Below are 25,220 nucleotides of genomic sequence, written 5' to 3'. Positions count from 1 at the left end.
GAGGCCGGCCAGCATCGGGCCGGTGCTCGAGAGGCTGTGGGAGCGGCGGAAGCGGGACCCCGAGACCGTGCGGACGGCACTGCTCCGGCTCGGCTACGAGCCGGGAGCGCGTCACGGAGGACGTCAGGCGCCTCGGCGGCACGCTCACCGTCACGGGTATGTCCCCGCGCTGGAAGGACGACGGCTACGTCGCGCCCGAGGGGACGCGGGTCGCCCTGCGCGTGCACGACGACGCCTGTGTGTCGGGGTTCGTGCAGAAGTCGAACGTCGAGGAGCGGGCCAACGGCCCGTACCCGGAGACCGGCTGCTTCGAACCGCCCCACGGCCCCTGAGGCCACCCGCCCGGGCGTGGATGAAGCAGCCGTGACCGGGTACCCGGCGCCGCATGATCAGGCGTGCACTGTGGCAGGGGCTGGTCGCCGGGACCGCTGGGGGAGTGGTGATGACCCTCGGCGAGAAGATCGAACAGGTCGTGACCGGCCGCCCCGACTCCCATGTGCCCGCCCGGGTTCTCCAGCGTCTCACCGGCCTGCCCGAACATCCCGGCAGCCAGCCGCTGCCGCTCAACTGGGCCATGCACTTCGGCCAGGCCGCCCTTCTCGGAGTGCTCCGCTCGGTCATGGCCCATGCCGGGCTGCGCGGGCCGGTCGCGTCCGCCGAGTTCACGGTCGTCCGCCTCACCAATGATCAGATCCTGGAGAACGCCACCGGAGTCGGTGCCCCGCCCGCCACCTGGCCCCGCACGGAACTCACCGTGGACGTCCTGCACAAGGTGGTCTACGGCTTCGTCACCGGCGCCGTGGCCGATGCGTTGGCCGCCCGGGAAGGCCCCGGCCCGGGTGAGCTCCACGCCGCCCGCCGCCCGGGCCGCCGTTCCGGTGCCGGGCCGCCGGCCCGCGAGAACGGCTACGGCCGCTGAGCCCGGCCCTCGGCTCAGCGGATCAGCACACCCGCCAGCGCCCCCGCCCCCGCGGCGCAGGCCAGGACGGCACAGGCACCGGCCGCGTGGCGTCGGAGCAGGGCGCGCCGGAGATGGGCGTAGCGGCTCTCGTACTCCTGTCGCAGCTCGTCGGCGCGTCGCACGGTGCCGAGCATCAGCTGCCGGGTGACGTCGAGACGCCGGCGGACGTAGTGGCCGGTGAGTTCCTCCACCTGGGCCGTGGTCAGCCACGGCATCCGTGCGCAGAGTTCCCCGGCCTCGCGCTGTGCCTGGTCGCGGTGGGCGTGGGCGATGAGGAAGCCCTCGGTCTCGTCGGCCAGGGCGCTGCGCTCCTCGCCCACGGGCGCCTGCTGCCTGCCCCGTCTCACTGCCGCTCGCCCTTGTGCCCCTCGGCGTCGACCACATCGCGCTGCCCGGTGTTCTCCGCCTCGTCCAGGCTCGCCACGTCCGGGTGGCGCAGGTCGAAGGCCGGTGACTCGGAGCGGATCTTGGGCAGGGTGAGGAAGTTGTGGCGGGGCGGCGGGCAGGACGTGGCCCATTCCAGCGAGCGGCCGTAGCCCCAGGGGTCGTCGACCTCGACTTTCTCGCCCTTCTGGGCGGTCCTGTACACGTTGTACAGGAAGGGCAGGGTGGACAGGCCCAGCAGGAACGCGCCGATCGAGGAGACGGTGTTGAGCGCGGTGAACCCGTCGGCGGCCAGATAGTCGGCGTAGCGGCGGGGCATGCCCTCGGCGCCGAGCCAGTGCTGGACCAGGAACGTGGTGTGGAAGCCGACGAACAGCGTCCAGAAGTGGATCTTCTCCAGGCGCGTGTCGAGCATGGTGCCGGTCATCTTCGGCCACCAGAAGCTGAATCCTCCGAACATCGCGAACACGATCGTCCCGAACAGCACGTAGTGGAAGTGGGCGACCACGAAGTAGCTGTCGGTGACGTGCCAGTCGAGCGGCGGGGAGCCCAGGATCACGCCGGTCAGACCGCCGAAGAGGAAGGTGACCAGGAAGCCGAGTGCCCAGAGCATCGGTGGTTCGAACGACAGCGAACCCCGCCACATCGTGCCGATCCAGTTGAAGAACTTCACACCCGTCGGCACGGCGATCAGATACGTCATGAAGGAGAAGAACGGCAGCAGCACCGCGCCGGTGGCGAACATGTGGTGCGCCCACACCGTCACCGACAGCCCGGCGATGGAGACGGTCGCGCCGATCAGACCGGTGTACCCGAAGATCGGCTTGCGGGCGAAGACGGGGATGATCTCGGTGATCACCCCGAAGAACGGCAGCGCCAGGATGTACACCTCCGGGTGGCCGAAGAACCAGAACAGGTGCTGCCACAGCACCGCGCCCCCGTTCTCCGCGTTGAACACCTGCGCGCCGAAGCGCCGGTCCGCCTCCAGCACCAGCAACGCGGCGGCCAGGACCGGGAAGGCCAGCAGCACCAGCACCGAGGTGAGCAGCACGTTCCAGGTGAAGATCGGCATCCGGAACATCGTCATGCCCGGGGCGCGCATGCAGATGATGGTGGTGATGAAGTTGACGGAGCCGAGGATGGTGCCGAAGCCGGACAGCGCCAGCCCCATGATCCACAGGTCCCCGCCGACGTGAGGGGTGCGCTCCCCACCGCTGAGCGGGGTGTACGCGGTCCAGCCGAAGTCGGCCGAGCCCTGCGGGGTGAGGAAGCTGCCGAGCACGATCAGGCCGCCGAAGAGGAACAGCCAGTACGAGAACATGTTCAGCCGCGGGAACGCCACGTCGGGTGAGCCGATCTGCAAAGGCATGACGGCGTTGGCGAAGCCGGCGAAGGTGGGCGTCGCGAACAGCAGCAGCATGATCGTGCCGTGCATGGTGAACGCCTGGTTGTACTGCTCGCTGGAGACGATCTGCAGCCCCGGCCGGGCCAGCTCCGCCCGGATGAGCATCGCCAGCGCACCCGCGACCAGGAAGAACCCGAACGACGTGATCAGATACAGGTGTCCGATCTTCTTGTGATCGGTGGTCGTCAGCCAGGAGACGACCACCTTCCCTCTGCCGCGGCGCTCCACCGCGGGTACGGGTGAAACCGGTTCAGTGTGTGTCGCCATCAGTTCCTCGATCGGCAGCAACGCGGCGGACGGTCATCCACCCCGGAGGAACCTATTCGGTGCGGTTCGTCACCCTTGTCCGCCGTCGGGTGTCCCTGAGCCGAATGGCGCAATGGAATCCATTCGACCGAGCGGTGGGGTCATCGCCGTTTGCGCACGACCGCGGCGACCGCGACGGACATGAGGAGGCCGGCGATTCCGGTCAGGACCCTCTTCGCCACACCGCCGACGCGAAGATCGGTGCCGGCCCGTCGCGTATCCAGTCGTGGAGACTGAGCGGCACGCCCAGGAGTGCGTTGCCGGGAGGGCGTCGCGGGACGATCGGGTGGGGGTGCGTGGGTGCGCTCCTGCGTACCGTCTCCCAGGCGGTGCCGACCCGGCGCAACCGAACGGTGTCCAGGGCTCCTTGCAGCCGAGGCAGGAGCGGGTCCTCCTCGTCGCGGATGCCTGGCGGATCAGGGCGAAGACCCGCTCCACCTTCTCCTCGCGTTCAGGGCTGCCGGGACCCAGACGCTCGATGTCGACGAGATCATCGGACCGCCCCCTTCCGCGGACCGGCGAGAGTGCCGGCACCGGTGGCGGCAGGCTCGACCGCCGGTGGCGCGAGTACCCCGGGACGCCGGTCGGCACCGGTCGGCGCCCTTTTCCCGTGTAAGCGGTTTCCGCCTCTGTGTCATGTTTTGTTCCGGCCGGAGCGCGGCACTCGACAGTGCACGAGCGTGCCCCCTGAGAGGTGACTTTCGCTGTGTGAGGTGCGGCGCTGACCCGCGCCGGAACCCGGCCCGGTCTCCGGGCGGAACAGAGGATGGTCGATGACGACGATCGGCGTGGAAGAGGAGTACCTGCTGCTCGACCCGGTCACGGGCCTGCCGGTACCTCAGGCGGACAAAGTGCGCGCCGCGGCGGGCGTGGGGCACCTGGTGACCGACCAGGAGGTGCAGTACGAGCTGCTCCAGGCGCAGGTCGAGGTGGCCACGCCGGTCTGCGCCACCCTGGAGGAGGTCGGAGGCCATCTCCTGCGTCTGCGGCACGCCGTCGGCGTGGCCGCCGAGGAGCACGGCTGCCGCATCGGGGTCTGCGGAACCCCGCCGCTGCGGCACGGCCGCCCCATCGCCGTCACCGACCAGGCCCGCTACCGGGCGATGGTCACCCAGGCCCCCCAGCTGGTGGCGGAGCAACTGGTCAACGGCACGCACGTACACGTCGCAGTGCCGGACCGGGAAGCGGGCGTGCAGGTGATGAACCGGATCCGCTCCCGGCTGCCCACGCTGACGGCCATGGCGGCGAACTCCCCGCTCTGGGACGGCCACGACACGGGCTTCGCGAGCTGGCGCACCGTGATCTTCAGCCGGTGGCCGGTCAGCGGCATGCCCCCGCACTTCCGAGACGCCGCCGACTACGACCGGCGCGTGGAGCGGCTGCAGGAGTCGGGTCTGATCTCGGACGTCGGGCAGCTGTACTGGCAAGCCCGCCTTTCCGCCACCTACCCGACCATCGAGGTGCGGTGCCTGGACGTCCAGCTGCGCGCGGACGAGGCGGTCATGCTCGCCGCGCTCATCCGGGCCCTCGTGGAGACCGCCCTGGCGGAAGCGGCCGCCGACGCGCCCCTGCCCGACATCGCGCCGGAGCTGCTGCAGGCCGCCATGTGGCACGCCGCCCGGCACGGACTCGGAGACACCCTCCTCGACCCCGGCGGTGCCCCGCACCGGGCCGGCGACGTGCTCTACGAGTTCCTGCGGCACGTCGCTCCGGCCCTCGACGCATCCGGCGACTCCCGGCAGGTCACGTCTTTGATCCACCGGCTGCTGCAGAACGGGACCGGCGCGGACCGGCAGCGCGCCGCCCTCGCGCACGGCGGTCTCCGCGCGGTCACCGAGCTGATCAGCGCCCAGAGCACGATGCCGTGACGCCCTGGAACCGATCCTCAGGCCACCGCGGCGTAGGCGGCGGCGACAGCGGTGTCCGCGCGGGCGTGGATGACCAGTCGAGTGCCGCCGGTGTCGGCGTCCGCCTCGAGCGCGCGCCGGACGGGCGCACTGTGCGTGGCCACCGACATCAGCGTGCCCAGCCGGCTGCACAGGTGATGGACCCGGAGGATGACGCTGACCACCGCGCTCCGAGCGGCCGGCTCGTCGAGGACGATGACCACGGGTGCCGGCCGGTAGGCCTGGACGAGGGCGCTGATCCTCGTGAGGAGCGTGGCACGCCCGCCGATGCCGGGGTCCCGGTGGACCGTGATGACGAGGACTCCGTGATCGAACGAATGGGACAGCAACACGGCCTCCGTTCCTCCATTTCCTTCGCCGACGGGGCGCTCCGCCGTGGAAGTACCCGAGCTAGGCCGTTCGAAGCGGCACCGAGCCCGCCCCGCTCCCGCACCGTCCTCACCACGTGGCCCCGCCCACGGCCTGCGGAGGCCCGTGCGCAAGGCGCCGTCGAGAGCGCGGCGAAAGGAGATGGACGCCGATGGAACGCAGCGGCGAGGGCGGCCGGCGGATGCTCGCCGAGCCCTCGCCCTGGGCGCCTGCCGCAAGACCCGCCGCCAGGGCGTCGGCCTCGTGGACAAGGCCGACGCGGTCGAAGCCGCCCTCGTCGAGCACTGCGACCAGCGGCGTTACGTCACCGGAGTGCCGGCCACGCTCGACACCCGCACCGGTGTCCTGCAGTGGGTCAACCGCGGCCACCGTCCGCCGATCGTCATCCGCGACAACCGCTGGATTAGCCATCTCGCCTGCCCACCGGCCCATCCGATGGGCACCGGCCTCGGTCTGCGCAGCACTTCCTGATCCGCCACCACGCCGACGGCCTGCCCGTCCCCGAGACGCTGCGCCGTCAGGCCGTCCTCGTGTATCACGACGGCCGCCTCCAGGACGATGCCACCGTCCTGCTGTGCGAGTGGATCGGCCCGTACCTGGAGCCGGCCGACACCGCGGCCGGCTTGACCGGTCTGTCGAGGACCGGCCCGTGCGATACGGGCGGACCGGCCGGGGGACCCATGCGGTGAGCCCCCGTTCGGGGGATGTGCGATGGCCGGAAACCGGCCCGGCCGAAAGAGTGGGGGAGGCGAACCCGTTCCCTTCGGCCCTGGCGGGGCACTCCGTCGGCGCGCGAGTTCCTGCACTCCCAGGAGACCAGGAGACCGTCCCATGACCTTCAACCCGTTGGAACAGCGGGGCATCCCGCTCGACCGCCAGCTCCGCAGCTGGCGCGAGCTGAACGTGCAGCCCATCGACCCCGACCGCTGCGACCCGTACACCCGCTGCCGCATCATCGCGATGAACGGCATCGAGGTGGAGGCCATCCTCTTCAGCCACCAGCTCGCCCGCAACACCGTCGACCCGGAAGTGAAGCGGCAGCTCGCCCGGACCCGCTACATCGAGGCGCAGCAGCAGAAGGTGGTCAACTGGCTGCTGCCCGGCGTGTCCTCCGTCCTGGAGACGACCATCGCCTACGAGCAGGTCGCGGTGGACCTGACGGCGTGGGTGGCGCGGATGGAGCCGGACCCGTACCTGAAGCAGGCGTACCAGTTCGGGGTGCTGGAGGACTTCGACCATCTGTACCGGTACGCCAACCTCTACGAGATGATCGAGCACCGCAAAGCGGAGTCGATCGTCGACGACCTCACCGAGGTGATGCCGGGCCGGCCGACGAAGTACCACCACCGTGACCCGTACGACAACGTCCGTGACCCCTACGACAAGAGCGGCACGAACCCGCTGTCCAAGCTGCACGCCCTGACGATCATGGCGGCGGAGCAGCAGACCATGAACTTCTACATGAACACCGGCCCCACCTACATGGAGCCGATCGCCCGGCAGCTCTACCAGGAGATCGGGCTGATCGAGGAGGAGCACGTCACCCACTACGAGTCGCTCGTCGACCCGGGGGAGACGTGGTGGGAGCAGCTCGTCAACCACGAGTACAACGAGTGCTACCTGTACTACTCCTTCATGGAGCAGGAGAGCGACCCGAGGGTGAAGGCGATCTGGGAGCTGCACCTGAACATGGAGCTGGAGCACCTGCACACGGCCTGCGACCTCATGCGCCGCCACGACGGCCGGGAACCGCAGGAGGTCCTCGCGCCGGAGCTGCCGAACGTGCTCACCTTCGAGCCGAACAAGCAGTACGTGCGCGAGCTGCTGGACACCCAGATGGACCTGACCACGCTGGGCGCCGGATATGTGCGCGAGGCGCACGAGCGGTTCGAGAAGATGCAGGAGCAGATCCACGGTGGTGAACAGCCGCCCAGCGAGCGTGTGATGGTCCAGCACGACGAGATGTTCGGCCGCGAGTACCGCGTGCAGACCGAGGGCGAGCACCCCGACCCCGCGATGCGCGAGAAGTGAGGCGACCGACCATGCCCGAGACACACACTCACCGGGCCGGTGACGATCACGCCGCGGACACCGACGTGGTCGCGCTCCTCGTGCGCCAGCACGGCGACATCCGCAACCTGTTCGACGAGGTCGAGCAGAGCCGGGGCGAGGAACGCCGTGACGCCTTCCGCCGCCTGGTGCGGCTGCTGGCCGTGCACGAGACCGCCGAGGAGGAGGTCGTCCACCCCTTCGCACGGCGAGCCCTGCCCGGTGGCGAGCAGGTCGTGGAGGACCGGCTCGCCGAGGAGCGGGCGGCCAAGGAGACCCTGGCCGCCCTGGACGAACTGGACACGGACGATCCGAAGTTCATGCTCCAGCTGATGAAGCTGCGCAAGGACGTGCAGGAGCACGCCCGGGCCGAGGAACGCTACGAGTTCACGCACATCCGCCGCAGCACCGACGCCGACGGCCTCGCCACCTTGGCCCAGGCGGTGAAGGCCGCCGAGGCCATGGCACCCACCCGTCCCCACCCCGGCGTCGAGTCCGCCAAGGCCAATGTGGCCCTCGGCCCCGTCGCAGCCCTCGTGGACCGCACGAGGGACGCCGTCCGCAAGGCAATGGGCAAGGACTGACCTGCGCGCGGAGCCGGCCTGCGTCAAGTGGCCCGCCGGGCGTCGGTCGTATCCCCCGTGCTCCCGGTCCTCTCGGCGTTCGCCGGCTCGTAGGCGGTGATGTCGTAGCGCGCTTCGTCGTCGACCGCGTTCTCCTCCCAGTCCAGGACGATGCGCACGGGGTGCCCGTCGGCCGCGTATCCCGCCTCGGCCGTGTCCGCGTCGTCCCGGCGCGCCTGCTCCAGTTCCGCGAGGAGTTCGCCGAGCGTGGGCACGGCGTCGGGGGCGTGCTCGACCGTGCTGCGCGCGGAGTCGTCCAGGCCCACCGCCTTCACCACGGCCCCGTCGCGGACCGAGATCCGGAAGGTGCCGAGCAGGCTTCGCTCCCCCTCGCTCGACCGGAGCGTGTAGGTGTAGGAGGCGGGCTCCCGCCAGTCGCCTCGAACGTGTCCGGGTGCGCTTTCCGCCTCGGGGGACGTCGATGCCGCGGTGCCGCAGGCGGCGACCGCGCAGACGATCCCTCCGATCAGTACGGCACGGGAAACGGCTCGGGCTGGGGCAGTCATGGCGGAAGTCCCTTCGACGGCGGATACCACTATGACGCCGACCGTCCCGGGAACGTTCGGCGGCCTCGGCCACCGGACGTCCCCGGGATCCACGTCCCGTTCGCGCCCGTCGTCGATCAGCGGGACGGTGCACCGGCGGCAGCCGTCGGTCCGCGGCTCCGTGCCCGAGCGGCGTGCACAGGCTGCCGCCGGTCGTCGCGTGGTCAGGCGGGAAGGACGAAGGGAGGGTGCGCCCCGTTGAGGAAGTAGTCCCCGACGTCCTGGAGCCGGTGGGCGACGGGCTCGTACAGCGTGTGCGTACGGGCGTTGCGCCAGAACCGGTCGAAGCCGAGCCGGGCGGAAGCGGAGCGGGCGCCGATGATGTCCAGGGCGCGAGCGGTGGACTCCTGGGCGGCCTTGGACGCGGCGGCCTCGGCCATCGCCACCAGGACGGAGATCTCCGCATAGTCCTCGTAGGTGAGGTCCTCGCCGCGGTCCAGCCCGCCCTGCACGGCCCGGCGTGCCTCGTCGGCGAGTGCGGACGCCGAGCGGGTGAGCACGGTGAGCTCCCCGTACGCCGTCAGCACCTGTGGGTCCTGAGGGGAGCCGACGGGCCAGTCCGGGTGCCAGTGCGAGTGGCCGGACCTGCTGTACTCGCGGGCCTCGGCGAGCACGCCCTCCGCCATGCCGAGCCGGAGCTGCGCCGACAGCAGACGACCGACCGGTGACACCAGGGCCGTCGGGGGCGACAGGACGTCCTCGTCCGCCGACAGGGAGCCCAGCACGTCGTCGGCGGCGATCGGCACGGCGTCGAACTCCGCGCTGCCGCCCGCCGCCAGCCGCTGGCCGAAGGGGTCGGCGTCACCGTCGACGACCACACCCGCGAGGGCGGAATCGACCACGAGTGCGAAGGGTTCACCGGTGCCGGCCCGCACCGCACGTACGGCGAGGCGGTCGGCGACCAGAACGCCGGCGGCGTAGCTCTGCCGCCCGTTCAGCACGTACCCGCACGTGTCGGGGGTGAGGGTCAGCGCCGGTTCCTGGCGCGCCAGGCCGCCGCCCCAGCACCACTGCTCCGCCGCGGACCGCCGCTCCAGCCGGGCGGCGAGGGCGGGACCGGCGAACGACCGGACGCTCCAGGACGTGAAGTAGTGACAGCCGAGGAGCTGCCCGATGGCGCCGTCGGCCGCCGCGATCTCCCGGACCACGGCGTACGCCTGGGTCCAGTCGGCGCCGCCGCCCCCGAGTTCGGCGGGGACGAGGAGGGTCAGCAGTCCGGACTCGCGCAGCCGGGACACCTCGTCGAAGGGAGGCTTGCCCGCCTGGTCCCGGGCGACGGCGTCCGTGGCCAGGTCCTCCGCCGTCTCGCGTGCCACACGCGACCAGTGCGCGCTGCCGGTCCCGGACTGGTCGAACTCCGCGGCGGGGCCGGATGGCGCCAGGGCAACGCCCATCGCAGGAATCTCCTCAAGTTCGTATGCAGAACGGGGTGTTGAGCCTCACGGGCGGAAAGATGTGTGGGCCATCCGCATCATCCTGCGCAGGAGCGCAAGGCCCCGTCAATACTTTCCTAGTAATTCGATAGGGAACGTAGGGAACGGCGGTGTGCGGCAAGCCGGGCCCTCAGCCGCTGCACGGGCGCGGGCGGCAACGCACGGGCGGCGCCGCGCGCATAGTGCCGCTCCACATAGAACTGCCCCACACTGAGCACGGTCGTGACAGCGATGTACCAGAGCGTGGCGACCAGCAGCAGCGGGATGACCTGGTACGTCTGGTTGTAGACCAGCTGCACCGAATACAGCAGGTCGTGCACGGCCAGCACGCTGACGATGCTCGTGCCCTTCAGGGTGCCGATCAGCATGTTGCCGGCGGTCGGCACGATGGAGCGCATCGCCTGCGGCACGACGATTCTGCGCAGGGCGCGCGCCCTGCCGATGCCGAGCGCCTGCGCGGCCTCCGTCTGCCCGGCGTCCACGGAGAGGATGCCGCCGCGCACCACCTCGGCGGCGTAGGCGGCCTCGTGCAGGGTCAGGCCGATGACGGCCGTCAGGGCGGGGCCGAGCAGGTTCACCGTCTTGACGGTGACGAACTGCGGCCCGTAGGGGATGCCGAGGCCGAGCGTCGGATAAAGGGCTCCGATGTTGAACCAGAGCAGCAGCTGCACCAGCAGCGGAGTGGACCGGAAGACCCACACGTAGCCCCAACTCAGAGTGCTCAGCACCGGGTTGGCGGACAGTCGCATCACGGCCAGCGGGATGCCGAGCAGGAAGCCGAGCACCATCACCACGCCGGTCAGCCAGAGGGTGAGCAGCAGCCCGTCGAGCACGGCGGAGCTGGTGAAGTACCCGGCGACCACGTTCCATTGGAAGGCCTGGTTGCGGACGACGGAGTCGACGAGCAGCGCGAAGAGCGACAGGGCGACGACGGCGGCCACCAGGCGGCCGATGTTGCGGCGCGGCACGATCCGCGGCACGTCGTCGCCGGCCCCCGGGGCAGGGACCCGGCCGGGGGTTCTCGGGCCTGCCACGGACAGGTCGGGAGCGGATGCGGTGAGGTCGGAAGGCGAGGCCATCAGAAGGCTCTCCAGGGGAGGGAGGCACGGCACGGGTACGGGACCGGAGCCAGGCTTCGGCGTCATCACGCTCGCCGCGTCCCTCAACGCGGTGCGCCCGATCGTAGGGGGCCGGCACACACAGGTGTCAACCACACCCGGAACCGCAGGGCGACTCGTCCCAACTCCCGTCCGTCATCCGGGCTGCGGTTGACGAGACGCGAGTCGCCCTGCTCAAGTAGTCGCATGAATGCCGAGCAGCGCCTGGTCACCCGTGGCCACATCGACTTCGGTCGGGTGTGGTCCGCGGCGTGTTGCGCCTGACGCGGCAGCGGGCCGTCTGACCGGCCCTTCCCTCCCTCGGTGCCCCCGTCGCGGGCCGGCGCTGCCGCCGCTCCACCCTGCCCAGGGCCCAGGCCCCGGCGCCATCACCTTCCTTCGTCACCCCCTTCACCGCCCCCTTCGCCACGCCCTGAAGCGCCGTCGCACCCCGACCGTGCCGCGGGCCGCCCCGCCGTGCCCCGCCCTGCCCCGCCGTGCCGCGACGCTTTCCCGGCACGGCGCCGGACGACTTGAGGAAAGGCCAGAACCCATGCCTGTGGAGTTCCTCGGCATCGCCGCCACCCACGACGGATCCGAAACCACGCCGCGCTCCGGCGCCGCCTTCGACAAGGACTACACGCTTCGGCTCGCCCGGGCCCACGAGGAACACGGCTGGGACCGGGTCCTGTTCGCCTACGGCTCCGGCTCGCCGGACCCGGCACCCGCCGCCGCGTACATCGCGAGCAGGCTGGACCGGCTCCAGATCCTCCTCGCCCACCGGCCCAACGTGTCGTACCCGACGTTCGCCGCGAAGACCTTCGCCACCCTCGACCAGATCAGCGAGGGCCGCCTGACCGTCCACTTCATCACCGGCGGCAACGACCGGGAACAGGGGCGTGAGGGCGACACCCTCACCAAGGACGAGCGCTACGCCCGCACCCGTGAGTACATCCGGATCGTCAAGAAGATCTGGACCACGCACGAGCCGTTCGACCACGAGGGCGAGCACTACCGCTTCCACGACTTCGTCAGCGACGTCTTCCCGGTCCAGCAGCCGCGCCCGAACGTGTCGTTCGGCGGCTCCTCGCCCGCCGCGTACGCCGCCGGTGGTGCCGAGGCAGACATCTACTGCCTGTGGGGAGAGCCCCTGGAGAAGACCGCCGAGCAGATCGAGAAGGTCAAGGCCGCCGCGCGGGCCGCGGGCCGTACCGATGTGCCGCGCATCCAGGCGGCGTTCCGGCCGATCATCGCCCCGACCGAGGAACTGGCCTGGGAGAAGGCCCACCGCACGGTCGGCCTGATCAAGGCCCGCAGGGAGCGCGGCGAGGCGATCACCAAGCGCCACAACGGCTCCGCGCAGCCGCAGAACACCGGCTCCCAGCGACTGATCGCCATCGCCGAGGCGGGGGAGCGCTACGACCGCGCCCTCTGGACCCCCACCGCCGCCGCGACCGGCGGCGCGGGCAACTCCAACGCCCTGGTCGGCACCCCGGAGACGGTCGCCCAGGCCCTCCTGGACTACTACGACCTCGGCGTGGACATCCTCTCCGCCCGCGGCTACGACCTGCTCGGCGACGCCATCGACTTCGGCCGGCACGTGATCCCGATCGTCCGCGAGGAGGTCGCCAAGCGCGACGCCGAGCGAACGGTCCACGACCCGCAGTCCCTCGCGGCGGTGAACCCATGACCTCCGCACCAGAACTGACGGCCATTCAGGTCCCGGTCTCCGACCCCAGGGTCGCACCGCTGCTGCGTGAACTCGGTGACGAGTACTCCAGACGCTACGGCAGGGACGCGCACGCCGAGATCTCCCGCTACCCCGACGAGGAGTTCACCGCACCGCACGGCGGTCTGCTCCTGCTGCTGCTGGAACGCGGCGAACCCGTCGCGGGCGGCGCCTTCCGCCGGTACGACGAGGCCACGGCCGAGCTGAAACGGATCTGGACCCACTCCGCCCACCGCCGCCGCGGTCTCGCCCGGCGCGTCGTCGCCGAGCTGGAACGCGAGGCGGCGGGCCGTGGCTACCGGCGCGTGTATCTCACCACCGGCCCGCGCCAGCCCGAGGCCCGCGGCCTGTACCTGGCCACCGGCTACACACCCCTGTTCGACACCGAGGCCGACCCGGAGACCATCGGCCCGCTGCCGTTCGAGAAACACCTGCGAGAGGTCCCCGAGCAGTGAACAGAACCCGTCTGCGCAGCACCGCCGCCCTGGTGCTGCTGCCCGGCCTGGCCCTCACCGCCTGCGGCTCCGGCACCACCCCCGGCGCCGCACCGGCGGGCGCCCAGGCGTCCCCCGCCCCCACCGACGACCCGGTCGCCGCCGTCCGCACGGTCGACTCCGTCACCGCCCTCCTGCCCGCCGACGTCCGCGCGTCGGGCACGCTGCGCATCGGCAGTTCCGTCGGTCTCCCGCCCGGCGCCCACTACCCGAACGGGCCCGGCAAGGCGCCCGCGGGCCAGGACATCGACATCGCCGACGCCGTGGCCAAGGTTCTCGGCGTGAAGCTCGACCGGCAGGACGCCTCCTTCGAGACGATCCTGCCCGCCCTCGGCAGCGGCAAGTACGACGTGGGCACCGGCAACTTCGGCGTCACCAACCAGCGCCTGAAGACCGTCGACTTCGTCACCTACATCGACGACGGCCAGGGCTTCGCCGTGAAGAAGGGCGGCACCGCCGTCCAGAAGAAGGTCACCGACCTGACCCAGCTGTGCGGCCTGACCATCGGCACCGGCGCCGGAACCACCTTCGAGTCGACCCTCGCCGCGCAGAAGGACATCTGCGCCAAGGCAGGAAAGAAGCCCTACGACGTGAAGGTCTACTCCGAGAACGGAGCGACGCTCACCGCACTCCAGCAGGGCCGCATCGACGTGATCATGTCGACCATCAACGGCCTGCGCTACCAGGCCGCCCAGCCCGCCGCGCAGACCACGTTCCTCGGCGAGTACCACCGTCTCGATGTCGGCTTCGCCTTCAAGAAGGGCTCCCCGCTCACCAGGGCGTTCCGGGCCGCCGTCGACGAACTGATCAAGAACGGCACGTACGCCCGGATTCTCAGGAAGTGGGGCACCTCCGCCTCCGCGATCGACGCGTCGCGGATCAACCCGCCCGAGCACAGGTGACCCCATGAGCAGCGACACGATCACGGAACCGGCCGCACGACTGGCCGGGCATCACGAAGATCTGAAAGTCGTACCCACCCGCCACTACGCCCGCTGGGCCGCCGGCGCGGCCGTGGTCGTCCTGGTCGCGCAGTTCGCCCACGGCCTGGTCACCAACCCCGTCTGGGAGTGGAGCGTCTTCCGCGACTACGTCCTCTCCGAGACGATCGTCCAAGCGGTGTGGGTGACCCTTCAGCTCACCGCCTACGCCACCGTCCTCGGCTTCCTCCTGGGCGCGGTGCTCGCCTTCATGCGCCTGTCGCGCAGCCCGGTCCTCTCGACCGTCGCCTGGACCTACATCTGGGTCTTCCGGTCCATCCCGATGATCGTCCAGCTGGTGTTCTGGTTCAACCTCAGCGCCCTGTACAAGGAGTTGGGCGTCGGCATCCCCTTCGGGCCGGTGTTCTGGTCGGTCGACAGCAACACCCTCATCGGCACCATCGGCGCCGCCGTCATCGGGCTGACCCTGCACCAGGCCGCCTACGCCGCCGAGATCGTCCGCGGCGGTGTCATCGCCGTCGACCAGGGACAGCTGGAGGCGGCGGCGGCCCTCGGCATCCCCCGGCTCCGGCAGATCCGCCGGATCGTCCTCCCGCAGGCCATGCGCGCCATCCTGCCCACCGCCGGCAACGAGATCATCGGCCTGCTCAAAGGCACCTCGGTGGTCTACGTCATGTCCATCGGCGAGCTGTTCTACCAGGCGCAGGTGATCTACGGCCGCAACGGCCGGGTGATCCCGCTGCTGCTGGTCGCCACCGCCTGGTACGTCGTGCTCACCTCGCTGCTGTCGGTCGCCCAGTACTACGTGGAGCGCCGCTACGCCCGCGGCGCCGACCGTACCCCGCCCCCCACCCCGCTCCAGCGCGCGCGCAGGTTCGTCACGTCCCTCACGAAGGAGAGCGCATGAGTGCCGTCATGGTCGACGTCCACGGCGTCCACAAGAGCTTCGGTCCGCTCCATGTGCTGCGCGGCGTCGACCTGCAGGTGCGGGTCGGCGAGGTCACCGTGGTCCTCGGCCCGTCCGGCTCCGGGAAGTCCACGTTGCTGCGCACCATCAACCACCTGGAGAAGGTCAGCCGCGGCTGGGTCAGCATCGACGGCGAACTCATCGGCTACCGCCGGTCGGGGAACAAGCTGCACGAGCTGAGGGAGCGGGAGGTTCTGAAGCAGCGGACGGACATCGGGTTCGTCTTCCAGAACTTCAACCTCTTCCCGCACCTGACCGTCCTGCAGAACCTCGTCGAGGCCCCGGTCTCCGCTCGGCGCCGCCCGCGCAAGGAGGCCGAGGAGAGCGCCCGCCGGCTTCTCGAACGGGTCGGTCTCGCCGACAAGGCCGACGCCTATCCGCGGCAGCTGTCCGGTGGTCAGCAACAGCGCGTCGCCATCGCCCGTGCACTCGCCCTCGAACCCAAGGTGCTGCTGTTCGACGAACCCACCTCGGCACTCGACCCGGAGCTGGTCGGCGAGGTCCTCGACGTCATCAAGGACCTGGCCCGCACCGGCACCACCATGATCGTCGTGACCCACGAGATCGGCTTCGCCCGCGAGGTCGCCGACACCGTGGTGTTCATGGACGCCGGAGTCGTCGTGGAGCAGGGCCCGCCCTCGGCCGTGCTCGACGCACCGCGGCACGAGCGCACCCGCGCCTTCCTCTCCAAGGTCCTCTGACCACTCGCCCGTCCCTCATGCAAGGAGCACCACCGTGGCCACCACCTTCGTCACCCGGCGTACCACCGCCGCAGCAGCGCTGGGACTCGCCGGCGCTCTAGCCCTCGCCGGCTGCGCCAACCCCACCGACGGCGGCACCACCGAGGTCGCGGCCACGTCCGGCGGGAAGACGAGGATCAACATCAGCCCCGACCAGCACCGTGTCACCACCGGCAAGGTCGACTCCATAGCCGCCGAGGTGCCCGAGAAGATCCGCAAGAGAGGCACGCTGGAGATCGTCGACTCCTCCGGCTCCGCGGCGCCCCTGACCTTCCACGCCACGGACAACAGGACCGTCATCGGCGTGGAGCCCGACATCGCCTACCTGGTCGCAGACGTCCTCGGCCTGAAGCCGCACCTCAACACGGTGTCCTGGGAGAACATCTTCGTCGGCCTGGACAGCGGCAAGTACGACGTCGGACTCAGCAACATCACCGTCACCGAGGAACGCAAGGAGAAGTACGACTTCGCCACCTACCGTGAGGACAACCTGGCCTTCGAGGCGAAGAAGGGCAGCGGCCTGAAGATCGACGGGCCCGAGGACGTGGCGGGCCGGACCGTCGCCGTCGGCAGCGGCACCAACCAGGAGAAGCTGCTGATCGAGTGGTCCAAGCAGAACGAGAAGGCCGGCCGCAAGTCGGTGGACATCAAGTACTACCAGAACGACAGTGACACCTACCTCGCCCTCCAGTCCGGCCGCATCGATCTCTACCTCGGCCCCAACCCGACCGCCGCCTACCACGCGGCCACCACCGGGAAAACCGAGGTCGTCGGCACGTACTCCGGCGCGGGCGCCCGCCTCCAGGGCCTCATCGCGGCCACCACCAAGAAGGACAACGGCCTGGCGAAGCCGCTCGCCGACGCGCTCGACCACGTCATCGCCAACGGGACGTACGCGAAGGTCCTGAAGCGCTGGGGCCTGTCCGGCGAGGCCGTGCGGAAGTCGGAGATCAACCCGCCCGGCCTGCCGAAGACCGGCAGCTAGCCGGGCTTCCCTCCGTCCCCTTCCGCCGCCCCACGCTGAGGAGCACCGACCATGTCCGGCATCCCCCTCGGAGTCCTCGACCTCGTCCCGGTCCCGTCCGGAGCCACCGCCGCCGACGCCCTGCGCAACACCCTGGACCTCGCGCGGCAGACCGAAGCGTTCGGCTACAGCCGCTACTGGTTCGCCGAGCACCACCTCAACCCCGGTGTCGCCGGGACCTCGCCCGCCGTCGTACTCGCCCTGACCGCCTCCGCGACCTCCACGATCAGGATCGGCTCGGGCGCCGTACAGCTCGGCCACCGCACCGCCCTGTCCACCGTCGAGGAGTTCGGCCTGATCGACGCCCTGCACCCCGGGCGCCTCGACCTGGGCCTCGGCCGCTCCGGCGGACGTCCCCCCGGGCAGACGGCGAAGCCCCGGCCGACCACGACCCCCGTCGTCGACGGCCGTACTCCGGGCGGCCTCCGGATCCCGCCCCCGTTCTCACCCGAGCACCTGCGGGGCTCACCACGCCTCCGGCTCCAGCAGCAGCTGTTGCAGCAGCCGGGCGCCCGGCACCAGGACTACGGCGAGCAGATCGACGACATCCTCGCGCTGCTGCGCGGCGACTACCGCTCGGCGGACGGCCTCGAAGCGCACGCGGTCCCCGGCGAGGGCGCCGACGTGCAGGTGTGGATCCTCGGCAGCAGCGGTGGGGAGAGCGCCGACGTCGCCGGCCGCAACGGCCTGCCCTTCGCCGCCAACTACCACGTCAGCCCGGCCACCGTCCTGGAGGCGGCCGAGGGCTACCGGGCCGCGTTCCAGCCGTCCGACCACCTCGACAAGCCCTACGTCAGTGTCTCCGCCGACGTCGTCGTCGCCGAGGACGACGCGACCGCCCGCGAACTGGCCAGCGGGTACGGCCCGTGGGTCCGCAGTATCCGCACCGCCGAGGGCGCGATCCCCTTCCCCACCCCCGAGCAGGCCCGCGCCCACCCCTGGACCGAGCAGGACCGGGCGCTGGTCGCCGACCGCGTCGACACCCAGTTCGTCGGGTCGCCCGGACGCGTCGCGGACCAGCTCGAACAACTGCAGGAGGCCACCGGCGCCGACGAACTGATCATCACGACCATCACCCACGGCCACGCCGATCGGGTGCGTTCGTACCGGCTCCTCGCGCAGGAGTGGCACCGCAGGTGACGCCCACCCGCGGTGCGGGCGGTGGCACCGTGCGTGCTACCGGCCACCGCCGGGCCTGCCGCGCGAGACCGGCAGGCCGGCCACGCCGACGCACAGTGAGCGCCCGTCGCCCTTGTCCCCGCGGCCAGGGCGCGGTCGGGCGTGTGGACGCACGTGACGATGCGGTCACCACCTGACCGCATCCCGTGCGACCGTGAGCGCGCAAGCCGCCCGGACACCTGGACCGCGGGCCGGCACACGACGCGAAGGCCGAGGTGCTCCGATGACCGTTCTCGACGCCCGGGCGCTCAACCGGGCCACCCTGGCCCGGCAGTTGCTCCTCGAGCGCGCCGACCTGCCGGTCCTCGACGCGGTCGCGCACCTGTGCGGTCTCCAGGCGCAGGAACCGCAGGAGCCGTTCCCGGGGCTCTGGTCGCGGCTGCGGGCCTTCGACCCGGCGGAGCTGTCGGACCTGCTGACCGGGCGCCGTGTCGTGCGCACCCACCTCATGCGCCGCACCGTCCATCTCGTCACCGCCGACGACGTCGTGGCCTGGCGTTCCCGCCACGACGCCATGCTCCGCCAACGGGTCCTCGGCGTGTACCGGCGCGAACTGGCCGGGATCGATCCCGGCGAACTGGAGGCGGCGGGACGCGAGGTCATGGCCGACGGCGAACCCCGCTCCATGCCCGACCTCGCGCGAGCCGTCGCCGACCGCCGGCCCGGGGCGCAGCCACGACCCCTGGGCGAGATGCTGGTCGCGGCCCTCCTCCCGACGGTCCAGGTGCCGCCGCGCGGCCTGTGGCGCACCGGAGGGGGAGCGCGCTACGCGCTCATCTCCTCCTGGCTCGGCCGCGACGTCGACCCGCCCTCCCCGGACGTCTCCGACCCCGTGGGCCGGACGCTGGTACGGCGCTACCTGGCCGCGTTCGGCCCCGCCGCCTCCGCCGACCTGCGCGCCTGGTGCGGTCTCGCCGGACTGCCCGCCGCGGTCTCCGCCCTCCGCGGGGAACTCGTCGCCTTCCGCGACGAACGCGGCCGCGAACTGCTCGACCTCCCCGACGCGCCCCGCCCCGGCCCCGACACCCCGGCGCCGGTGAGGTTCCTGCCGGCGTTCGACAACGCGATCCTCGGCTATCACGACCGCAGCCGGATCATCGACGACGCGCACCGTCATCTGTCCGTCGCCGGCGCCCGAGTCGTCCTGGTCGACGGCCGGGTCGCCGCCACCTGGACCGTCGAGGCGGGCACGGTGCTCGTCACCCCGCTGCGCCGCTTCTCACGGAGCGACCGCAAGGGCGTAGCCGAGGAAGGGCGGGCGATGGCCTCCTTCCTCTCCGGCGACGCGAGCGACCGGGTACGGATCGCGGCCTCTCCCGGCTGAACCGGGACTCACGCCGCTCGGGAGGCGCTTTCTCCGGCTTTGATCGGCGGGCGTTCCCGGCGGACAGGCGCACACTGGAAGGGTGCTGCCGGTGCTCACGAGGGGGTGTCGGCCCATGGAAGCGTCAGAACGTATGACCGTGCGGTGGTGGCGGTGGCGGCGCAACGCGCTCAAACGGCGCGTCGACGTCGTCGAAGCCTGGATCGTGCTCGCCGGCTGGGTGCTCGCCCTGCTGGGCGGGCTGGTCGCGGGACTGCTCGCGGCGGGCACGGTCGACCGGGCCGTCGAGCGGCAGCGGGCCGAGAGCCGCCAGGTCCGGGCGACGGTGGTCGAGGACGCGCCCGGCCCGTCACCGGCCCGCGAGGCGAGCGACCACCGGGTGTGGGGCAAGGTGCGGTGGACCGCGCCCGACGGCTCGACCCACCGGGAGGAGGCCCGGGTACCGGCGAGAGCACCGGCCGGAAGCACCCTCTCCGTGTGGGTGAACCGGAGCGGTGACCTCACGACCCCGCCCGTGTCCGGCGGCGAGGCCTGGCTGCACAGCGCCATGGGCGGCGCGCTCGCCGGGATCTTCACGGGCGCCGCGGTGCTGGGAGCCACCTGGCTGACCCGCCTGGGTCTCGACCGGCACCGCATGGCCCAGTGGGACGCGGAGTGGGAGCGGATCGACACACGGAGGGGCTGGAAAACGGGCTGACCATGCTATCGGGGCGGCTGCGGGAGGGGAGAGGCGGACGGCAGGGGTGTGGCCGTGGGCAGCCGCGCGGTCGCACCCTCGACCTGCCGCACCGTGCTCTCGCCGGGCCGGTGGCCCGTGCCCGCGCCCGTGGACAGCTGTGACCAGGCTCCCAGGGCCAGCGCCACGGCGGCAGCGGTGGCGGCCACCCGTCCCGCGCGCCGGACCTTGGCACGGCGGTCCAGGTCCCGCCACGACACGCGGACCCAGAGGTCCTCCGGCTGCCACAGATCGCCGACGGCGTGCGGGGGTTGGAGCTGTCGCCCCGTCGCCCGCTCCGCGGCCGAGGGCTCCCTGGGAGCGGAGACGCGTATGGCGGACTCGCTGTCCGTGAGGAACCTCAGCCACACGTCGTCGGGGACCGGGCGAACGCCGGGCGGCTCATGGGGAGTTCTCCGCCCGTCCGGCTCTTCGGTGGTCACGTCCCGTCATCCCCTCTCCGGCCGTCGCCCGATCACTGCGCAGCGCAAGATCAGTATGCCGCCCGGGCACCGGAGCCGCCCCCCGTCCGGTCGCGGACAGCGCGTCCGAGACCGAGTTGGAACGTGCCGTGGGCGGGAGGGCAGGCCGCCTCCCGCCGCACCGCTCAGACCGTGGCCGGCAGGACGTGATCACCGACCTTGTCGGTGCTCAGGCACAGCGAACAGACGACCGCGTCGTGCGTCCGGCAGGCGGCCACGTCCGGCCGCTCGAACTGCTGCCGGCACACATGGCACTCGTAGGCGACGGCGCTGGGGTTGCCGTCCTCGTCCAGCAGCGGCTCGGCGATGCCGTCGTCGGTGCGGCGCAGGTAGTAACGGCCCTTGGTGATCACGGCCATCAGCGGTGTGAGGACGAAGGCGATGACGGCCGCGGCGACGGGGGAGTACGGCTGGAGCGTGTCGCCGAGGGCGTGGAAGTACATGGCGATGGACAGTCCCGAGGCGGCGACGAAGGCCACGACACCGACGGGATTGACGGCGTAGAGCATGCCGCGGCGGAACTCGGGGGCGTGCGGGGACAGCTTCAGCAGGTACTTGTTGATGCCGATGTCGGTGGCCACCGTGACCACCCAGGCGATCGCGCAGTTCGAGTAGAAGCCCAGGATGCTGTTGAGGAAGCTGAACATGTCGGCCTCCATCAGGGCCAGCGCGAAGCCCAGGTTGACCAGGACGAAGACCATCCGGCCCGGGTAGCGCCTGGTGACCCGGGTGAAGGAGTTGGTCCAGGCGAGGGAGCCGGAGTACGCGTTCGTCACGTTGATCTTGATCTGGCTGATGACGACCAGCACCACGGCCAGCGGGACGACGAGCCAGGACGGCATCATCGCGTCGAACGCGCCCTTGAACTGCTGGATCGGCTCGGGCGCGGCGGAGGCACCGACCTCGGCGATGATGTACACCGCGAGGAACACGCCGATGGCCTGCTTCAGCGCGCCCAGCACCACCCAGCCCGGACCCGCCATGAGCATGGCCGTCCACCAACTGCGCTTGTTCGCCTCGGTCTTGGGCGGCATGAAGCGCAGGTAGTCGATCTGCTCGCCGATCTGCGCGATCAGCGACAGGCACACGCCCGCGCCGAGCAGCACGGAGGCGGTGTTGATGCCGCCGTCCCCGTCGGTGCCCGCGTAGGCGAGGAAGCGGTCGACGGTGCCGGGGTCGGTGGCGACCAGGTAGACCAGCGGGCCGACCATCAGCAGCAGCCAGATCGGGGTGGTCCACACCTGGAGCTTGCTCAGGGCCGTCATGCCATAGATCACCAGGGGGATCACCATCAGCGTGGAGATCAGGTAGCCGAGCCAGAGCGGCAGTCCGAGGCCCAGCTTCAGGCCCTGCGCCATGATCGAGCCTTCGAGGGCGAAGAAGATGAAGGTGAAGCTGGCGAAGATGACGCTGGTGAGGACCGAGCCGAAGTAGCCGAAGCCCGAGCCGCGGGTGATCAGGTCCAGATCGATGTTGTAGCGGGCACCGTAGTAGGCCAGCGGGAAGCCGGTCACGAAGATGACGACGGCGGCGACCGCGATCGCGAGCAGCGCGTTGCCGGTGCCGTGGGCCAGTCCGATGCCGGCCCCGATGGAGAAGTCGGCCATGTAGGCGATGCCGCCGAGCGCGGTCGTCGCCACCACCATCGGGGTCCAGCGCCGGTAACTGCGCGGGGCGAAACGGAGCGTGTAGTCCTCGAGGGTCTCCTTGACGGCCTGATCCGTGCCAGGTGCTGCCTTTGGTGCGGGTTCCGGCTCGGCTACTGCGGCCAGTCGTGGCTCGGCACTCATGCCACGCCTCCTTGCTGCGGGTTGGGGTCCGACAAGGCAGGCACGGTAGGCAGTGGTCATTACCCCTAAATACTTCCTGCGTGAAGGGAATGTTTCGGAGCCATCTCACCGCGGAGCCATCTCACCGCGGAGCCATCTCACCGTGGAGCCATCGCACCGGACGCCGACAAGCCGTTCCTACGGCACTCCCAGCACGAACAGCACGTATCCCGCGTACGACCCGGAGGCCAGCGCGGCCGTGCCCAGGACCGCGGCCAGGGACGGCCATCGGAGCCGGCGCATCGCGAGAGCGAGGGGGACGAACAGCGGGAAGAGCGGGAGCAGATAGCGCGAGACGTTGCCGAAGTACTGCTGGGTGGTCATCACCATGAGGTAGGAGAGGACCGTGTAGACGACGAGCACGGCAGGCGGCCGCAGGCGCGTCAGCAGCACGGCCAGCACCGGCACCACCAGCACCACGCAGACACCGATCACGTCCTCGAAGGGCATCGCGAAGCGGTAGTCGAAGTGACCGACCGGGATGGACGTCAGCACGTCGAAGGTGTGGACTCCCCAGTCGAACTTGTGGGCCCAGGCGCCGTCCTGGAGTTTTGAGTAGCCGTTGATGTCGCCCATGCGGTAGTTGACCCAGCCGAGGTAGCCGAACAGGCCCAGGGGGGCGATCGCCACAGCGGCCAGGGGGCGGCGGACACCGTCCTCGCGTCGGCGCAGGGACAGCGCCGCCGCGACGGCGAGGGCGGCGACGAGCGCGACGGCGGTGGGCCGGCACAGCCCGGCCGCGCAGGTCAGCAGGCCGGCCGTGAGCCAGCGTCGGGTCATGACCGCGTGGCAGGCCCACGCGGCGAGGGCCGTGTAGAGGGACTCCGAGTAGCCCGACCATTCCGTGCCCGATCCGGGCCAGACCGCCCACAGCCCGGCCGCGACCAGGCCGGCCCGGTGGCCGCCGAGACGTTTCGTCACGGTGTAGATGCCGAGCGCGGCGGCGAACGAGGCGATGACGGAGACGGTCATGCCGGCGCCGTACAGACCCAGTCCGGTGCACTCCGAGACCAGCCGCATCAGCGTCGGGTACAGCGGGAAGAACGCCGCCGAGTTGCCCTCCAGCGTGATCAGGCCCGTCGCGCCCGGGACCGGCTTCAGGGCCGGGTCGTAGCCGTGCGCGGCGATCTGCTGGTACCACCAGCCGTCCCAGCTGGCCAGGACGTCCCACGCGTGCTCGCCGCCGCCGAAGCGCGGGTTCTTCTTCCGGAAGTCGCCCGCGGAGTCCAGCAGGAACATGAAGACGCCGAAGCCGGCCAGCTTCAGCACGCCGTAGGTCAGCAGCACGGGCCCGTAGCGCGCGGCGGCGGCCCGCAGCCGCGGCCTGAACTTCCGCGCGCCCTGCGGGACTTCGGGCTTCGCGGCACCGCCGGGCGGACGGCGCAGCTGGACGGTGCTCATGCGGCGGAGGATCCTGTCGTGCGGCGGGCCGGGAACACCCAGGCCCGGAAGAGGAGGAAACGCAGCAGCGTCGCGGCCAGGTTGGCGACGACCAGAGCCATGAGCTCGACCGGGCGGCCGGCCCCGGGCGCGGTGTGGTGGAGCAGGGCGAGCGAACCGCTCGTCAGGGCCAGTCCGATCAGGAACGCGGCGAGGCCCTTGAGGTGCTGGCGCAGTGCGCCGCCACGGCCCCGCACACCGAAGGTGAGCCGCCGGTTGGCCGCCGTGTTGCCGATCGCGCTGGCGAGCAGGGCGATCGCGTTGGCCGCCTGGGCTCCTGTCCCCGGTCTGAGCACGGTGTACAGCAGCAGGTAGCACAGGGTGCTGGCGGCACCGACGGCGGCGAAACGCACCACCTGCCGGGCCAGACCCGCGGGCAGCTCCCCGGCCAGGTCGCCGCCGCTGCGGCGCAGCGCGGACAGCGGCAGCCTGCCGCAGGCCAGGGCTCCGCCGATCCTGGCCATGCCCCGCAGATCGGCCAGCGCCGTGGAGAGGATGTGGACCCGGCTGTCGGGGTCGTCCACCCAGTCCACCGGCACCTCGTGGATCCGCAGGCCCGCCCGCTCGGCGATGACCAGCAACTCGGTGTCGAAGAACCACTCGCGGTCCTCCACCAGCGGCAGCAGCCGCTCGGCGACGTCCCGCCGCACCGCCTTGAACCCGCACTGCGCGTCGGAGAAGCCCACCGCGAGCGTGCCGCGCAGCAGGCCGTTGTAGCAGCGGGAGATGATCTCCCGCTTCGGCCCGCGCACCACCCGGGAGCCGCGGGCCAGCCGGGTGCCGATGGCGATGTCCGAGTGGCCCGAGATCAGCGGCGCGACCAGCGGCAGCAGCGCGGCGAGGTCGGTGGACAGGTCCACGTCCAGATAGGCCAGCACGGGGGCACGGGAGCGGGACCACGCGGTGTGCAGTGCACGGCCCCGGCCCTTCTCCGCCAGCCGGATCCAGTCCGTGCCGGGCAGTTCCGCGGCCAGCCGGGCGGCGATCCGCGGCGTCGCGTCGGTGCTCGCGTTGTCGGCGATGGTGATGCGGAAGGCGTAGGGGAAGGTCTCACCGAGGTGTGCGTGCAGGCGCCGGACGCAGGGTTCGAGGTCGTTCTCCTCGTTGTGCACCGGAACGACCACGTCCAGGACGGGGTCCGGGTGGTGCGCCGACAGGGGCGCCCGGCGCGGCAACGCGGACGGTTCGGTGGCCGGGCGGTCGGTCAGGACCGACCGCAATACGGTTCGCATGGCTGTCTCACGGTCTCTTTCTGGCGTGGGGCATGCCCGAGCGCC

General features: G+C 71.2%; 25 protein-coding genes. 15 read left to right on the top strand and 10 right to left on the bottom strand.

Annotated features, from left to right (window positions below):
• Positions 1 to 158: 158 nt before the first annotated feature.
• Together ACFY5B_RS20125 and ACFY5B_RS20120 are read left to right on the top strand one after the other, a co-directional pair.
• On the top strand, positions 159 to 332 hold the full coding sequence (locus ACFY5B_RS20125) for a hypothetical protein (protein WP_389970992.1): 174 nt from the start codon (positions 159 to 161) through the stop codon (positions 330 to 332).
• Between the two features lie 53 nt (positions 333 to 385).
• Entirely contained in the window at positions 386 to 919 is a 534-nt protein-coding gene (locus ACFY5B_RS20120; RefSeq protein ID WP_389970989.1) for a hypothetical protein, read from the top strand.
• Positions 920 to 933: 14 nt separating this feature from the next.
• Here the strand turns inward: ACFY5B_RS20120 and ACFY5B_RS20115 are convergent, their stop codons facing one another.
• On the bottom strand, positions 934 to 1,308 hold the full coding sequence (locus tag ACFY5B_RS20115) for a hypothetical protein (protein ID WP_389970986.1): 375 nt from the start codon (positions 1,306 to 1,308) through the stop codon (positions 934 to 936).
• Positions 1,305 to 3,017, bottom strand: a complete 1,713-nt coding sequence (gene ctaD, locus ACFY5B_RS20110) for a cytochrome c oxidase subunit I (RefSeq protein ID WP_389970983.1) — start codon at positions 3,015 to 3,017, stop codon at positions 1,305 to 1,307. The genes ACFY5B_RS20115 and ctaD overlap by 4 nt, the downstream gene beginning before the upstream one ends.
• A gap of 812 nt (positions 3,018 to 3,829) precedes the next feature.
• Between ctaD and ACFY5B_RS20105 the strand changes: the two genes are divergently transcribed.
• Positions 3,830 to 4,924, top strand: coding sequence for a glutamate--cysteine ligase (locus ACFY5B_RS20105; protein WP_389970980.1), 1,095 nt, complete (start codon positions 3,830 to 3,832; stop codon positions 4,922 to 4,924).
• A 17-nt stretch (positions 4,925 to 4,941) separates the two neighbouring features.
• On the opposite strand, the gene ACFY5B_RS20100 is transcribed toward ACFY5B_RS20105, so the two are convergent.
• Positions 4,942 to 5,292 carry a hypothetical protein gene (locus ACFY5B_RS20100; RefSeq protein ID WP_389971615.1) on the bottom strand — a complete coding sequence of 117 codons (351 nt, stop codon included), beginning with the start codon at positions 5,290 to 5,292 and terminating at the stop codon, positions 4,942 to 4,944.
• A 181-nt stretch (positions 5,293 to 5,473) separates the two neighbouring features.
• Here ACFY5B_RS20100 and ACFY5B_RS20095 point away from each other — a divergent pair, with 181 nt between their 5' ends.
• From ACFY5B_RS20095 to ACFY5B_RS20085, 3 genes are all read left to right on the top strand, one after another.
• Positions 5,474 to 5,803, top strand: coding sequence for a SpoIIE family protein phosphatase (locus tag ACFY5B_RS20095; protein WP_389970977.1), 330 nt, complete (start codon positions 5,474 to 5,476; stop codon positions 5,801 to 5,803).
• Positions 5,804 to 6,163: 360 nt separating this feature from the next.
• Entirely contained in the window at positions 6,164 to 7,363 is a 1,200-nt protein-coding gene (locus ACFY5B_RS20090; RefSeq protein ID WP_389970974.1) for a hypothetical protein, read from the top strand.
• A gap of 11 nt (positions 7,364 to 7,374) precedes the next feature.
• A complete protein-coding gene (locus ACFY5B_RS20085) occupies positions 7,375 to 7,965 on the top strand; it encodes a hemerythrin domain-containing protein (RefSeq protein ID WP_389970971.1) in 591 nt (196 codons plus the stop codon).
• Positions 7,966 to 7,988: 23 nt separating this feature from the next.
• On the opposite strand, the gene ACFY5B_RS20080 is transcribed toward ACFY5B_RS20085, so the two are convergent.
• The 3 genes from ACFY5B_RS20080 to ACFY5B_RS20070 all read right to left on the bottom strand — a co-directional run bounded on the left by ACFY5B_RS20080 (position 7,989) and on the right by ACFY5B_RS20070 (position 11,127).
• Positions 7,989 to 8,510 carry a DUF6174 domain-containing protein gene (locus ACFY5B_RS20080; RefSeq protein ID WP_389970968.1) on the bottom strand — a complete coding sequence of 174 codons (522 nt, stop codon included), beginning with the start codon at positions 8,508 to 8,510 and terminating at the stop codon, positions 7,989 to 7,991.
• A gap of 203 nt (positions 8,511 to 8,713) precedes the next feature.
• Entirely contained in the window at positions 8,714 to 9,943 is a 1,230-nt protein-coding gene (locus ACFY5B_RS20075) for an acyl-CoA dehydrogenase family protein (protein ID WP_389970965.1), read from the bottom strand.
• 116 nt (positions 9,944 to 10,059) lie between these two features.
• Positions 10,060 to 11,127 (bottom strand): amino acid ABC transporter permease, encoded by a 1,068-nt coding sequence (locus ACFY5B_RS20070; protein WP_389970962.1) that lies wholly within the window; start codon positions 11,125 to 11,127, stop codon positions 10,060 to 10,062.
• Between the two features lie 505 nt (positions 11,128 to 11,632).
• On the opposite strand from ACFY5B_RS20070, the gene ACFY5B_RS20065 reads away from it, so the two are divergent.
• The 9 genes from ACFY5B_RS20065 to ACFY5B_RS20025 all read left to right on the top strand — a co-directional run bounded on the left by ACFY5B_RS20065 (position 11,633) and on the right by ACFY5B_RS20025 (position 20,174).
• Positions 11,633 to 12,769 (top strand): LLM class flavin-dependent oxidoreductase, encoded by a 1,137-nt coding sequence (locus ACFY5B_RS20065; RefSeq protein WP_389970959.1) that lies wholly within the window; start codon positions 11,633 to 11,635, stop codon positions 12,767 to 12,769.
• Positions 12,766 to 13,263, top strand: coding sequence for a GNAT family N-acetyltransferase (locus tag ACFY5B_RS20060; protein ID WP_389970956.1), 498 nt, complete (start codon positions 12,766 to 12,768; stop codon positions 13,261 to 13,263). The genes ACFY5B_RS20065 and ACFY5B_RS20060 overlap by 4 nt, the downstream gene beginning before the upstream one ends.
• Positions 13,260 to 14,204, top strand: coding sequence for an ABC transporter substrate-binding protein (locus tag ACFY5B_RS20055; protein WP_389970953.1), 945 nt, complete (start codon positions 13,260 to 13,262; stop codon positions 14,202 to 14,204). Before ACFY5B_RS20060 ends, ACFY5B_RS20055 begins: the two co-directional genes overlap by 4 nt.
• Before the next feature lie 4 nt (positions 14,205 to 14,208).
• Positions 14,209 to 15,150 carry an amino acid ABC transporter permease gene (locus ACFY5B_RS20050; RefSeq protein ID WP_389970950.1) on the top strand — a complete coding sequence of 314 codons (942 nt, stop codon included), beginning with the start codon at positions 14,209 to 14,211 and terminating at the stop codon, positions 15,148 to 15,150.
• Positions 15,147 to 15,911, top strand: a complete 765-nt coding sequence (locus tag ACFY5B_RS20045) for an amino acid ABC transporter ATP-binding protein (RefSeq protein ID WP_389970947.1) — start codon at positions 15,147 to 15,149, stop codon at positions 15,909 to 15,911. The genes ACFY5B_RS20050 and ACFY5B_RS20045 overlap by 4 nt, the downstream gene beginning before the upstream one ends.
• A gap of 34 nt (positions 15,912 to 15,945) precedes the next feature.
• Complete coding sequence (locus ACFY5B_RS20040) at positions 15,946 to 16,935, top strand: ABC transporter substrate-binding protein (RefSeq protein WP_389970944.1); 990 nt, start codon at positions 15,946 to 15,948, stop codon at positions 16,933 to 16,935.
• A gap of 51 nt (positions 16,936 to 16,986) precedes the next feature.
• Positions 16,987 to 18,114, top strand: coding sequence for an MsnO8 family LLM class oxidoreductase (locus tag ACFY5B_RS20035; RefSeq protein WP_389970941.1), 1,128 nt, complete (start codon positions 16,987 to 16,989; stop codon positions 18,112 to 18,114).
• A gap of 262 nt (positions 18,115 to 18,376) precedes the next feature.
• Positions 18,377 to 19,477, top strand: a complete 1,101-nt coding sequence (locus tag ACFY5B_RS20030; RefSeq protein ID WP_389970938.1) for a winged helix DNA-binding domain-containing protein — start codon at positions 18,377 to 18,379, stop codon at positions 19,475 to 19,477.
• 115 nt (positions 19,478 to 19,592) lie between these two features.
• Positions 19,593 to 20,174: a hypothetical protein gene (locus ACFY5B_RS20025; protein ID WP_389970935.1), complete on the top strand. Its 582-nt coding sequence runs from the start codon at positions 19,593 to 19,595 to the stop codon at positions 20,172 to 20,174.
• Between the two features lie 5 nt (positions 20,175 to 20,179).
• Here ACFY5B_RS20025 and ACFY5B_RS20020 read toward each other — a convergent pair whose 3' ends face one another.
• The 4 genes from ACFY5B_RS20020 to ACFY5B_RS20005 form a co-directional block, all read right to left on the bottom strand.
• Positions 20,180 to 20,635, bottom strand: coding sequence for a hypothetical protein (locus tag ACFY5B_RS20020; protein WP_389970932.1), 456 nt, complete (start codon positions 20,633 to 20,635; stop codon positions 20,180 to 20,182).
• Between the two features lie 164 nt (positions 20,636 to 20,799).
• Entirely contained in the window at positions 20,800 to 22,464 is a 1,665-nt protein-coding gene (locus ACFY5B_RS20015) for a purine-cytosine permease family protein (protein ID WP_389970929.1), read from the bottom strand.
• Positions 22,465 to 22,641: 177 nt separating this feature from the next.
• The gene (locus ACFY5B_RS20010) at positions 22,642 to 23,904 is read right to left on the bottom strand and encodes a hypothetical protein (RefSeq protein WP_389970926.1); all 1,263 of its coding nucleotides are present in this window, start codon (positions 23,902 to 23,904) and stop codon (positions 22,642 to 22,644) included.
• Positions 23,901 to 25,175: a glycosyltransferase gene (locus ACFY5B_RS20005; protein WP_389970923.1), complete on the bottom strand. Its 1,275-nt coding sequence runs from the start codon at positions 25,173 to 25,175 to the stop codon at positions 23,901 to 23,903. Before ACFY5B_RS20005 ends, ACFY5B_RS20010 begins: the two co-directional genes overlap by 4 nt.
• Between the last annotated feature and the right edge of the window lie 45 nt (positions 25,176 to 25,220).

Origin of the sequence: Streptomyces sp. NPDC013187 (assembly GCF_042899705.1) — a bacterium.
Taxonomy (GTDB): Bacteria; Actinomycetota; Actinomycetes; order Streptomycetales; family Streptomycetaceae; genus Streptomyces; species Streptomyces hawaiiensis_A.
The sequence above is the reverse complement of the archived record's forward strand: the minus strand, read 5'-3'. Positions and strand labels throughout refer to the sequence as shown.

Excerpts from the sequence above, each read along its gene's own strand:
- ACFY5B_RS20015 (WP_389970929.1), bottom strand. The coding sequence starts at position 22,464 with ATGAGTGCCGAGCCACGACTGGCCGCAGTAGCCGAGCCGGAACCCGCA.
- ACFY5B_RS20075 (WP_389970965.1), bottom strand. The coding sequence starts at position 9,943 with ATGGGCGTTGCCCTGGCGCCATCCGGCCCCGCCGCGGAGTTCGACCAG.
- ACFY5B_RS20080 (WP_389970968.1), bottom strand. The coding sequence starts at position 8,510 with ATGACTGCCCCAGCCCGAGCCGTTTCCCGTGCCGTACTGATCGGAGGG.
- ACFY5B_RS20060 (WP_389970956.1), top strand. The coding sequence starts at position 12,766 with ATGACCTCCGCACCAGAACTGACGGCCATTCAGGTCCCGGTCTCCGAC.
- ACFY5B_RS20005 (WP_389970923.1), bottom strand. The coding sequence starts at position 25,175 with ATGCGAACCGTATTGCGGTCGGTCCTGACCGACCGCCCGGCCACCGAA.
- ACFY5B_RS20050 (WP_389970950.1), top strand. The coding sequence starts at position 14,209 with ATGAGCAGCGACACGATCACGGAACCGGCCGCACGACTGGCCGGGCAT.
- ACFY5B_RS20025 (WP_389970935.1), top strand. The coding sequence starts at position 19,593 with ATGGAAGCGTCAGAACGTATGACCGTGCGGTGGTGGCGGTGGCGGCGC.
- ACFY5B_RS20120 (WP_389970989.1), top strand. The coding sequence starts at position 386 with ATGATCAGGCGTGCACTGTGGCAGGGGCTGGTCGCCGGGACCGCTGGG.
- ACFY5B_RS20125 (WP_389970992.1), top strand. The coding sequence starts at position 159 with ATGTCCCCGCGCTGGAAGGACGACGGCTACGTCGCGCCCGAGGGGACG.
- ACFY5B_RS20045 (WP_389970947.1), top strand. The coding sequence starts at position 15,147 with ATGAGTGCCGTCATGGTCGACGTCCACGGCGTCCACAAGAGCTTCGGT.
- ACFY5B_RS20095 (WP_389970977.1), top strand. The coding sequence starts at position 5,474 with ATGGACGCCGATGGAACGCAGCGGCGAGGGCGGCCGGCGGATGCTCGC.
- ACFY5B_RS20010 (WP_389970926.1), bottom strand. The coding sequence starts at position 23,904 with ATGAGCACCGTCCAGCTGCGCCGTCCGCCCGGCGGTGCCGCGAAGCCC.
- ACFY5B_RS20085 (WP_389970971.1), top strand. The coding sequence starts at position 7,375 with ATGCCCGAGACACACACTCACCGGGCCGGTGACGATCACGCCGCGGAC.
- ACFY5B_RS20105 (WP_389970980.1), top strand. The coding sequence starts at position 3,830 with ATGACGACGATCGGCGTGGAAGAGGAGTACCTGCTGCTCGACCCGGTC.
- ACFY5B_RS20070 (WP_389970962.1), bottom strand. The coding sequence starts at position 11,127 with ATGACGCCGAAGCCTGGCTCCGGTCCCGTACCCGTGCCGTGCCTCCCT.
- ACFY5B_RS20030 (WP_389970938.1), top strand. The coding sequence starts at position 18,377 with ATGACCGTTCTCGACGCCCGGGCGCTCAACCGGGCCACCCTGGCCCGG.
- ACFY5B_RS20090 (WP_389970974.1), top strand. The coding sequence starts at position 6,164 with ATGACCTTCAACCCGTTGGAACAGCGGGGCATCCCGCTCGACCGCCAG.
- ctaD (WP_389970983.1), bottom strand. The coding sequence starts at position 3,017 with ATGGCGACACACACTGAACCGGTTTCACCCGTACCCGCGGTGGAGCGC.
- ACFY5B_RS20065 (WP_389970959.1), top strand. The coding sequence starts at position 11,633 with ATGCCTGTGGAGTTCCTCGGCATCGCCGCCACCCACGACGGATCCGAA.
- ACFY5B_RS20035 (WP_389970941.1), top strand. The coding sequence starts at position 16,987 with ATGTCCGGCATCCCCCTCGGAGTCCTCGACCTCGTCCCGGTCCCGTCC.